Source organism: Paenalicyclobacillus ferrooxydans, assembly GCF_001399675.1.
Classification (GTDB): Bacteria; Bacillota; Bacilli; order Alicyclobacillales; family Alicyclobacillaceae; genus Alicyclobacillus_B; species Alicyclobacillus_B ferrooxydans.
In genome coordinates this window covers 100,619-111,703 of sequence record NZ_LJCO01000040.1, presented here as the reverse complement: position 1 = coordinate 111,703, position 11,085 = coordinate 100,619, and the positions used below count along the sequence as shown (strand labels likewise).

8 protein-coding genes and 1 rRNA gene are annotated in these 11,085 nt (G+C 52.1%); 8 read left to right on the top strand and 1 reads right to left on the bottom strand.

Annotated elements, in window-relative coordinates; genetic code table 11:
- Positions 1–107, top strand: a 5S ribosomal RNA gene (gene rrf / locus AN477_RS08960); the annotation flags it as partial.
- A gap of 1,525 nt (positions 108–1,632) precedes the next feature.
- Here the strand turns inward: rrf and AN477_RS08950 are convergent.
- Entirely contained in the window at positions 1,633–2,226 is a 594-nt protein-coding gene (locus AN477_RS08950) for a TetR/AcrR family transcriptional regulator (protein WP_054968828.1), read from the bottom strand.
- Between the two features lie 492 nt (positions 2,227–2,718).
- Here AN477_RS08950 and AN477_RS08945 point away from each other — a divergent pair, with 492 nt between their 5' ends.
- The 7 genes from AN477_RS08945 to pssA all read left to right on the top strand — a co-directional run bounded on the left by AN477_RS08945 (position 2,719) and on the right by pssA (position 10,759).
- Positions 2,719–3,180 carry a CtsR family transcriptional regulator gene (locus tag AN477_RS08945; RefSeq protein ID WP_054968827.1) on the top strand — a complete coding sequence of 154 codons (462 nt, stop codon included), beginning with the start codon at positions 2,719–2,721 and terminating at the stop codon, positions 3,178–3,180.
- Between the two features lie 81 nt (positions 3,181–3,261).
- Positions 3,262–3,783: a protein-arginine kinase activator protein McsA gene (gene mcsA / locus AN477_RS08940; protein ID WP_054968826.1), complete on the top strand. Its 522-nt coding sequence runs from the start codon at positions 3,262–3,264 to the stop codon at positions 3,781–3,783.
- Position 3,784: 1 nt separating this feature from the next.
- A complete protein-coding gene (gene mcsB / locus AN477_RS08935) occupies positions 3,785–4,861 on the top strand; it encodes a protein arginine kinase (protein WP_083486100.1) in 1,077 nt (358 codons plus the stop codon).
- A gap of 2 nt (positions 4,862–4,863) precedes the next feature.
- Positions 4,864–7,299: an ATP-dependent Clp protease ATP-binding subunit gene (locus AN477_RS08930; RefSeq protein WP_054968824.1), complete on the top strand. Its 2,436-nt coding sequence runs from the start codon at positions 4,864–4,866 to the stop codon at positions 7,297–7,299.
- 198 nt (positions 7,300–7,497) lie between these two features.
- Positions 7,498–8,865 carry a DNA repair protein RadA gene (gene radA / locus AN477_RS08925; protein ID WP_054968823.1) on the top strand — a complete coding sequence of 456 codons (1,368 nt, stop codon included), beginning with the start codon at positions 7,498–7,500 and terminating at the stop codon, positions 8,863–8,865.
- A 53-nt stretch (positions 8,866–8,918) separates the two neighbouring features.
- Positions 8,919–9,998, top strand: coding sequence for a DNA integrity scanning diadenylate cyclase DisA (gene disA, locus AN477_RS08920; RefSeq protein ID WP_054968822.1), 1,080 nt, complete (start codon positions 8,919–8,921; stop codon positions 9,996–9,998).
- Positions 9,999–10,030: 32 nt separating this feature from the next.
- Positions 10,031–10,759, top strand: coding sequence for a CDP-diacylglycerol--serine O-phosphatidyltransferase (pssA, locus tag AN477_RS08915; protein ID WP_054968821.1), 729 nt, complete (start codon positions 10,031–10,033; stop codon positions 10,757–10,759).
- The last annotated feature ends 326 nt before the right edge of the window (positions 10,760–11,085 follow it).

Below are 11,085 nucleotides of genomic sequence, written 5' to 3'. Positions count from 1 at the left end.
ATGGCGGAGGGGACACACGCGTACCCATGCCGAACACGACCGTTAAGACCTCCAGCGCCGATAATACTTGGAGCGCGAGTTCCTGGGAAGGTAGGACGTTGCCAGGCAAGTGAGTAACACAGAGGGCACAGCAGAGATGCTGGGCTCTTTTTGTGTTGTGTCTTGATTGATTCGCGCGCGAAGGCGCGCACCTTCTATTCTTTTGTTCGATACTTTGAAAAGAGGATGTGGAAGGCAGGCCTGTGGCCTGCCCGACGCACGCGCGGGCTAAATGGCGATACAGCGGGTTCCCTAGGCTAGGCAGATAAGCGAAAGAATGTTCGTTGATGGCTGAATCCAGGCGGATACGGACGAAACAACGAACAGGACTTCCCTTGTAGGGGTTCGCAGCCCTCAAAAGTAGGTGAACGGAGGCAACAAGGGAAGTCCTGTGCGCTAAAATGTCAGCCACCATGTGAAAAGGGAGCCAGAGGGGAAGATTTGTTCGTTCCCATTTGGGCGATGCAGCACTTTTGTCAGTTATATGGAAGACAGAGGAAGATTCGTTTGTACCGCAAGGCCGGGCTGCGCCGGAGACTTCCTTCGGTGCGTCCCCTGTCCTGGTTGATTCGCGCGCGAAGGCGCGCACCTTCTACGCTTTGTTTTTTGCATTTTACTTTGAATTTGAAAGCTGCGAGGTCATCGAAACAGGACGAAGAGAGGATGTGGAAGGCAGGCCTGAGGCCTGCCCGTTGCAACCGGAAGTTAAGTGGCGTTGCAGGGGTTCCATACGCTGGGGAGATAGGGGAAGGAATGTTCGCTGATGGCTGATTCCAGGCAAGTACTGATGAAACAACGAACAGGACTTCCCTTGTAGGGGTTCGCAGGCCTCAAAAGTAGGTGAATCGAGGCAACAAGGGAAGTCCTGTGCGCTACATGTCAGCCACCATGTGAAAACGGAGCAAGAGAGGAAGATTTGTTCGTTCCCATTTGGGCGATGCGGCACTTTTGTTCGTTATATGCCCAACAGAGGAAGATTCGTTTGTACCGCCGGGCCGTGCCGGGCCGGGCTGCACCGGAGACCTCGCTCGGTGCGTCCTGTCCTCACTAAATTGGCGCGCGAAGGCGCGCACCTTCTATTCTTTTGTTCGATACTTTGAAAAAAGGATGTGGAAGCCAGGCCTGAGGCCTCCCCAATGCACCCGTGGATTACGTGGTGTTGCAGTGGGTTCCTTAGACTGCGAGAGATAGGGGAAAGAATGTTCGTTGATGGCGGACTCCAGGCAGGTACTGACGAAACAACGAACAGGACTTCCCTTGTAGGGGTTCACAGCCCTCAAAAGTAGGGTGAACCGGGGCAAGAAGGGAAGTCCTGTACGGTAAATTGCCAGCCACTATGTGAAATCGAAGCGTTAGAGGAAAATTTGTTCGTTCCCATCAAGGTGATCCATCAAGGTGATCCATCAAAGTGATCCATCAAAGTGATCCATCAAGGTGATCCATCAAGGTGATCCATCAAGGTGATGTGCGATGCGGCAACTTTGTTCGCTACACTAACAAAGGAAGATTCGTTTGTACCGCCGCGCTGGAGACCTCGCTCGGTGGCGTACTGTCCAGATTGATTTGCATGAAGGCTGCCGAGCAACCGTGTGTCTATTGCTGAACTCCTGGATGGTTGTCGGAAGTCAGCCCGTTGAGGAACATGTCTGAAAATACACGGGCAACCTGACTTGGCGTGAGTTGCCCCGATTGGCGGTACCAGCGGTAGACCCAGTTACATGCACCGAGGATGGCAAGGGCCACGACTTTTGGTTCGCGAACGTGAAACTCACCTGAGCGAGCACCTTCTTCAAGAACCTGAGTCCATAGGTCCACGTATTTGTCCGTAAGGTCCTGTATGACCTGATGTTGTGGATCTCCAAGCGAAAAGGCTTCTCTGAGCAGTACAGTGGTCGTTTCCATATTTGATACTGATACTGTGATATGATTTTCCACGGCCTTCACCAGCTTTTCTGGTGCACTCATGTCGGTGTCGAGAACGGCTTGAAGATTGTCGTTAAACTCTGTAATGGCCTCGTGAGCGATTTGCAGCAACAGATCTTCTTTTGAGTGGATATAGTGGTACAGACTCCCCTTCTGTAGTCCTACTTCATCCGCGATGTCCTGAACCGATGTAGCATGATAGCCTTTCTGCTCAAACAACTTAACGGCAGCGAGCGCAATCTCTTTCTGGCGATTAGAAGCCATGAGTTTGTTCCTCTCCTTTACTGGCGAACATCCAATATATGTCCAATATATAAACAGCGGGCAAATGAGCAGATTGTGTGGATTCGAAAGTTAATGATCTCGCTCCAGTTCTGATTAAAACCGCTGAAAATTCACCCGATGAATCCGCTGTCAAACGCAACATAATTTACGAATGTTTCTTCTAAACGACCCGGGTATATTCCTACTCCCATTTACCGGGTGTCTGAAAAACCGGAGTTTAGGATGAGTCTAATCCCAAACGACTGTTTGGTCAATTAAAAGATAGGCTGAGAGGACATGGCTTATGTCCAATTGTGCGTTGGTTCGCGTCCAATTCGGACAGACTGTTGATGTAGCATGGGTACACGAGTGGTAAAGCTTGTACCATATTAGGTGTGTTGTGTGGTTGCATTCTGAATTTGGAGCGCTATAATATAGTCAACAAAGGTCAAAGTCAAAAAAAGTCAACTTTTGACGTCAGGGGAGGAGTTCATGGCGAGGAACATTTCAGATGTCATCGAGCGCTATTTGAAGCACATACTGGAGCAGGGAGACGGATTGGCTGAATTGCAACGAAGCGAACTGGCCGAATTGTTTCAATGTGTACCGTCTCAGATCAACTATGTGATTGCGACGCGCTTTTCGCTCGATCACGGTTATCTCGTCGAATCAAAGCGCGGTGGCGGCGGATATATTCGGATTCGCAAAGTCGAACTTGAGCAAACCCAGCCCTTGTTGACCATCGCAAAGTCCATTTCAAGTCAAGTCACCCAACGCGAAGCTGATGGTATCATTGAGCGGCTTTATGCGGAGGGTTTGCTTACAGACCGCGAGGCTGCACTTCTTAAAGTGGTTACGAGCAGAGAAGTCCTGCTTGTGGACCTTCCATTGCGCGACCAGTTACGCGCCAAAATTCTCGCGCAGTGTCTGGTCGTATTGTCTGTCACGGATTAGGCACGACAAATCCATCTGCACTTTAAGTCCAACTGGATTTGTTGAACCCGCACACTGTCAACCATTTAGGAGGTGGCTAACATGCTTTGCCAAGAGTGCAAAGAGCGACCAGCTACCGTTCATTTCACCAAAATTGTGGCCGGGGAGAAGAGTGAGTTTCACCTGTGTGAGCAATGCGCACAGGAGAAAGGAGACTTCTTCGCGAAGGCAGCACAAGCCTTCAATTTCAATCATCTGTTGAGTGGCCTGCTGAATATGGAGTCTTCACCTGGCGTGCCGACGGCACAACCAACCCTCCGATGCCCCTCATGCGGAATGTCGTACAGCCAGTTCACCCAGCTTGGCAGGTTCGGTTGTCCAAGTTGCTATGACAGTTTTTCTGCTCGTCTCGATCCGCTCTTGCGCCGCATTCAGTCGAGTGAAACTCATACCGGCAAGGTACCGCTTCGTGCTGGTGAGCAGGTCAAGGGTCGGAAAGAGTTGCAAAGACTGCGACAAGACCTGCAGCGTTCCATCGCCGCGGAGCAGTTTGAAGAAGCGGCACAACTGCGAGATCGCATTCGCCAGCTGGAACAAACGCTCGATGGACAGGAGGGGCGGTAACGTGTCACTCAGCGAATTCCTGCAACGAGCTACGAGTAAGTGGATGAAGGACGGCGGCCCCGATGACGACATCATTGTAACAAGTCGCATACGGATCGCTAGAAACCTTGAAGATATGCCGTTTCCCGTTTTGCAAACAGATAGTCACGCTGACGAAGTGATTCGTCTCGTCAAGCAGGCACTCGAAAGCAAATCGGTAAAGAATGTCGGACAGTTTGAATTTGCACGTTGCTCAGACATGTCTGCTCTTGATCGATACGTGTTGGTCGAAAAACATCTGATGAGCCGTGACCTTGCCGAGCAAGTGAAGCACGGCGCGATTGCACTGACTGAAGACGAGGTTATGAGCATTATGGTGAATGAGGAGGACCACCTTCGAATACAGTGCATCATGCCGGGATTTCGTCTGCAAGAAGCATGGAACCGAGCAAGCGAAGTCGATGATGCTCTTGAAGAGCACCTGCCGTACTCATTCCATGAACGGTACGGATACCTGACAGCTTGTCCAACGAACGTTGGAACAGGCATCAGGGCTTCTGTGATGATGCATCTGCCGGGTCTGGTCATCTCTGGTCATATCAATCGCCTGTTGTCTGCTGTGTCCCAAGTGGGACTGACAGTCCGTGGAATGTACGGTGAGGGCAGCGAAGCCGTAGGGAATTTGTTTCAGGTGTCGAACCAAATGACGCTGGGGGAGTCCGAGGAAGAGATCATCGGCAATCTCAGCAGCGTTGTGCAACAATTGATTGACCATGAGCGGTCCGCAAGACGGGCTTTGATGAGTCAAAATCGAACAGATTTAGAAGATCGCGTCTGTCGATCGTTTGGAATCCTGGCTTATGCGAGAAAAATAGATTCTAAAGAGACGTTGCAGAGACTGTCAGACGTTCGTCTCGGTATCGATCTCGGTGTGATTCGAGGCGTCTCATCAAGTATTTTGAAAGAACTGATGGTCATGATTCAGCCCGCGTTTTTGCAGAAATATTTCCACGAAGAATTAGCTCCAGGTGAACGGGACACAAGGCGGGCTGCGCTCATCCGGGAGAGACTCAGGCTTGACGATATGGAGGTGCGGTGAACATGTACACACGATTTACAGAACGTGCGCAAAAGGTGTTGGCTCTCGCGCAAGAAGAAGCCAGTCGGCTGCGCCACCCTGGCGTTGGGACAGAGCATATTCTCCTTGGGCTCGTGCGTGAGGGAGACGGCATCGCTGCAAAGGCATTGCAGTCCCTTGGGGTCAGTACCGACAAAGTTCAAGCTGAGGTCGAAAAGATTATCGGGACCGGTCAAAGTCAGACAGGGGCCATGACCTACACACCTCGCGCTAAGAAGGTCATCGAGCTGTCCATTGATGAGGCAAGAAAGCTCAATCATACTTATGTTGGAACTGAACACATCCTTCTCGGGTTGATTCGTGAGGGGGAGGGCGTCGCCGCTCGTGTGCTCGCCAACCTGAATGTAAGTCTGAGTAAAGCGCGGCAGCAGGTGTTGCAGCTCCTTGGTGGAGATGTGGCAGAAACCGGCACAGACAAGGACTCGTCTGCCGGGACGCCTACCCTGGACTCCCTCGCCCGCGACCTCACGCAAATGGCTCGCGACGGCAAGCTCGATCCGGTGATTGGCCGCAGCAACGAGATCGAACGCGTGATCCAGGTCCTTTCGAGACGTACCAAGAACAACCCAGTTCTGATTGGTGAACCTGGTGTAGGTAAGACGGCGATTGCGGAAGGTCTGGCACAGCGGATCATCAACGGTGACATTCCCGAAACGCTGCGAAATAAGCGCGTTATGGTGCTTGATATGGGAACGGTCGTTGCTGGAACCAAATACCGCGGTGAATTCGAGGATCGACTGAAGAAGATCACAGAGGAAATCCGCCATGCCGGAAACGTCATTCTCTTTATTGATGAGTTGCACACCTTGATTGGTGCCGGCGGGGCAGAGGGTGCCATCGACGCATCGAATATCCTGAAGCCGGCACTTGCCAGAGGCGAACTGCAGTGCATTGGCGCGACGACTCTTGATGAATATCGGAAACACATTGAAAAGGACGCTGCGCTTGAACGACGGTTCCAGCCGATTACGGTTGATCAACCGACAGCCGAAGAAGCCATTGAGATTCTCAAGGGTTTGCGTGACCGTTACGAAGCGCACCACCGAGTGAAAATCACAGACGCTGCACTTGAGTCAGCCGTGCAGTTATCGGATCGCTACATTCCTGACCGTTTCCTCCCAGACAAGGCGATCGATCTAATTGACGAGGCAGCATCCAGAGTGCGTCTGCAAAGCCACACTCCACCCCCGAATTTGAAAGAACTCGAATCGCAGTTGGAAAAGGTTCGCAACGAAAAGGATGCCGCCGTCCAGGGACAAGAGTTCGAAAAAGCGGCTTCGCTTCGTGACGACGAACAAATGCTGCGGAAAGAGCTTGAGAGCCGCAAGACAGAGTGGAAGCGGACGCAGGAAAACAACGATGTCAAGGTCGGCAGCGAAGACATCGCACACATTGTCGCTGCGTGGACCGGGATTCCTGTGAAACAGCTGCAACAGGAAGAGTCCGAACGGCTGATGAACATGGAATCGCTCTTGCACAGCCGAGTGATAGGTCAGGAAGAAGCCGTCGCGGCAGTTTCCCGTGCCATTCGCCGCGCCCGGGCTGGACTGAAGGATCCGAAACGTCCGATCGGTTCATTTATCTTTCTTGGCCCGACAGGTGTCGGTAAGACGGAGCTGGCTCGCGCACTGGCAGAGTCGATGTTCGGTGACGAGGATGCCATGATTCGCATTGACATGTCGGAGTACATGGAGCGCCATACTACCTCGCGGTTGGTCGGTTCACCTCCAGGATATGTGGGATACGACGAGGGTGGGCAGTTGACAGAGAAGGTTCGCCGCAAACCGTATTCTGTGGTACTCCTTGATGAGGTCGAGAAGGCTCATCCAGAAGTGTTTAACATCCTTCTGCAGGTACTTGATGACGGGCGGCTGACGGATGGCAAGGGTCGGACCGTGGACTTCCGAAACACCGTCATCATCATGACGTCTAATGCCGGGGCGGAGATGATTCGCAAGGGCGGATCGCTCGGATTTAAGCCGGATAACTCGTCGCAGTACGAGGACATGAAAACACGCGTAATGGAAGAATTGAGAAAGCAGTTTCGACCGGAGTTTTTGAATCGGATCGACGAGATGATTGTCTTCCATCCACTCGACGAATCCCAGATTGGTCAAATTGTTGATCTGATGGTGCAAGAATTGCAGAAGCGCCTCCAGGAGCAGGACATCCGCTTCACCCTAACAGAGGATGCGAAGAAGTTCCTGGCGAAAGAAGGGTTCGATCCTCAGTACGGCGCGCGACCTCTCAAGCGTGCCATTCAGAGGCATATCGAGGACGGATTGTCCGAGGCGTTGTTGACCGGAAGTGTGAAGCGCGGTGACACCGTCGAGATCGATGCAGGGGATAATGGGCTCACGATTCGCCAGACCACTCGCTCGAAGGCGGCCGTGAAGTAACCCTTAGATTCATCGCTTACGACGTGTGAAGCGACAGAAGACAGGGGGCTGTACCGAAGGGTATTTGACTTTGGGCGGCCCCCTGATTTTGTGGAATTTGTCTCTGGTGTTACTTGTTTTCTTCTCTAAACAGTTGACCGCCTCCGTGATTCGGGTATGATGGGGGCACATTGGATTGTTTAGCTAGGAGAGCAGAGAATGCCGAAATCCCTTACCCGGTTTGTTTGCCAGAGTTGTGGGTACGAATCGCCAAAATGGAATGGTCGCTGCCCGCAATGTCAGGAATGGAACACATTTGTCGAAGAGTGGTCAGGTCCAGCGTCGAAAGGCATGCAGGGTTCTGCGCATGGTTTAGCGGGAACCACTCGAGCATTACCTATCACACAAATCCCTTCACAGCAAGAGCAACGCATATCTACGGGAATTTCTGAGTACAATCGGGTGTTGGGCGGAGGAGTCGTGCCAGGGTCGCTGGTGTTGATTGGCGGCGATCCCGGTATCGGTAAGTCCACCTTGTTACTTCAATCTTCCTATGAACTGGCGAAACACGGTCACCGCGTGTTGTACGTTTCCGGTGAAGAGTCTGCGACACAGCTGAAACTTCGGGCCGAGCGGTTGGATGCGACGCATCAGGACCTTCATGTCCTGTCCGAGACCGACATGGACCACATTGTGATGGTGCTCGAAGACATGAAGCCGGACTTCGTGATCATTGACTCCATACAAACCGTCTATCGACCAGCACTGGCATCAGCTCCGGGTTCTGTCTCTCAAGTCCGGGAGTGCACAGGTGTCCTGCTTCGTGTGGCAAAGCAGTTGAACATCGCCACTTTTATCGTTGGACATGTAACCAAGGAGGGCAACCTGGCGGGGCCGAGGATGCTTGAACACATGGTGGACGCGGTACTATACTTTGAAGGAGATCGGCACCATTCTTACCGCATCTTGCGTGCTGTAAAGAATCGTTTTGGATCAACCAATGAAATTGCAATTTTTGAAATGAAAGAAGCAGGTCTTGAGCAGGTGGCAAACCCGTCGGAGATGTTCCTGTCAGAACGGTCAGAGTCTGCGGCAGGGTCGTCTGTTGTGGCAGCCGTAGAAGGATCTCGCCCGATATTGCTCGAGGTGCAGGCTCTAGTTGCACCAACGAGTTTTGTCACACCCCGGCGAATGACTACGGGTGCCGATGCAAACCGCGTCAGTCTGATCCTCGCCGTGCTCGAGAAACGGATCGGGCTTCGATTACAGACTTCAGACGCCTACGTGAATTTTGCGGGAGGAGTTCGCGTGGACGAACCTGCCGCGGACCTTGGTATTGCCATTGCTATCGCCTCCAGTTTGCGAGACCTGCCACTTTCTTCATCCGACGTCCTGATTGGAGAAGTCGGGCTGACGGGTGAGGTCCGGTCGGTATCGAAGCTCGAGCAACGGATTAAAGAGGCGGATAAGCTTGGGTTTAAGCGGTGTATCGTTCCTCGGCACGGACTTCGCGGTTTGAAGACGTCAGGAACCATAGAAGTCGTTGGCATATCTAGTGTCGCTGAGGCTATGAAATTAGTGTTCTGACAAGGCCGCATGCAAGGTACTGAGAGCCGATTGCAGATTGTTGGGGTGGATGGATGCGTGAGGAGACTGCAAGGGAGGCAACAATCACCAAGATCCTTCGCACGGTAGCGCCAGGGACAAACCTGCGCGAAGGGATTGAGAACATCCTGCGCGCCAAGACGGGCGGGCTCATTGTCGTTGGTGCCACGGATGCTGTGTTAAAATTGGTGGATGGCGGGTTCCCGATACAATGCGATTTGACACCATCGCATTTATATGAGTTGGCCAAAATGGATGGCGCGATTGTTATCAGTGAAGACTTAAAACGAGTGTTGCACGCAAACACAAACCTGAGCCCCGACCCGTCGATTCCGACGTCGGAAACAGGCACAAGACATCGCACCGCAGAACGCGTGGCAAAGCAGACAGGTCAACTTGTTATTTGTATATCACAGCGAAGAAACGTCATTACGCTGTACCATGGAAACTACAAATATGCGCTGCGTGATATTGGCGTGATCCTCACTAAGGCCAATCAAGCGATGCAAACTGTGGAAAAATACAAGTCTGTACTCGACCAGGCTCTCACCAATCTCAGCGCTTTGGAGTTCGAGGAACTCGTTACACTGCAAGAGGTCACAATGGTGTTGCAGCGAGTCGAAATGGTTCTGAGGATTAAGGCCGAAATCAAACGGTACATCACAGAACTCGGCACCGAGGGGCGTCTCATCAGCATGCAGTTGGAAGAACTGGTTGCAAAAGTGGATGAGGAAGCATACCTTTTGGTCAAGGATTACGCGGCTCTTCGGCCCGATCAAACGCCGCACCAAGTTCTGACTGAATTACATGAACTCGCTTCTGACGCCTTGCTTGACGGGGCGGTGTTAGCTAAGATTATCGGATATGTCAATGTGGCCAATCTGGCAGATGAGCCTGTCGTATCCAAGGGGTACCGTATTCTAAGCCGAATCACCAGACTGCCTCAGCCCGTGATTGAGAACCTGGTGGGTCATTTTAAGTTCCTGCCAAAAATACTGGCGGCGTCGACGGATGAGTTGGTCGAAGTCGAAGGAATTGGAAGTGTCCGGGCCAGAGCTATCAAGGACGGCCTGAAGCGGATTCAGGAACAGGTCTTCATTGACCGGCACATCTAATTGTCTCGTGTTTACTACAAGGGGGATGACCTTTGTTTACAAAATTCATTCCAAGCTTGTTAACTGTCGGAAATCTGATTCTTGGGATCATTGCGCTGATGCTGACGGTGAACGGACGCACTGCGGATGCAGCGTTGCTGGTTGTCATCGGCATGGTTCTTGACGGTTTGGATGGGCGCGTTGCACGGTGGCTTCGCGCAGAGAGTGCCTTTGGAAAGGAACTGGACTCATTATCTGACATTGTCACCTTTGGCGTGGCACCCGCCTTCATTATGTACCAGTCGATGTTGCAGTACGAAGGATTCATCGGCATCGTGATAGCGGTGATGTTCCCCATAGCAGGTGCGCTCCGCCTCGCCCGGTTTAATGTCCAGCGGTCTTCGACGAAGTATTTCATTGGGCTCCCGATTACTGCCGCGGGTGGAATTCTTGCAACCATGGCCCTTTATCAGAATTTAATCCAACAGGCGAGCAGTGTCTTGCCAGTTGCGATGGTCTTGCTTGCAGTCCTGATGGTGAGCCGCGTTCGCTATCCGAATTTTAAGAAGGTCGCCTTCCCAAGGTCCGCGATCGTCGTCGTGCCACTGCTTGCCATCATTGTCGTGGTTGTATTCCGCTATCAACACTCTGCTGTCAACCGTTTGATCTTTATACCGCTGGCTGTCTATGCCCTCTACGGCGTATGGAGATTTATCAGTAAACGTCGCCGGCGGATTGATGAGGACCTGGAATCTGAGGCAGTTCACAGCAATGAGTCGTAGCTCGAAATTGACATCTTGTAAAGTTTTCAATCTATTGTCCGAACTGCTCCGAGGAAACGGGAGGAAAAGACCCGTGAATCGGAGTGTTTTCGTCTTTGCCCGCAAAGAGCAGGCTTTTGACGCTGCGGCTTGACGATGGTACACTTGTTGCAACACCCCAATACATGACCTGCGCGTCTGTTGGGGGCTGGACTTATACCATAGACCCTATTCATACGCTGATGGTGACTGCTTCACTCTTGGTCACTGCTCGGCACAAAGTTTTTCGTCCTCATACGGTGGCAAAACGGCGATGTACGGTCTAACGTCATCGCTTTTTGCCCATA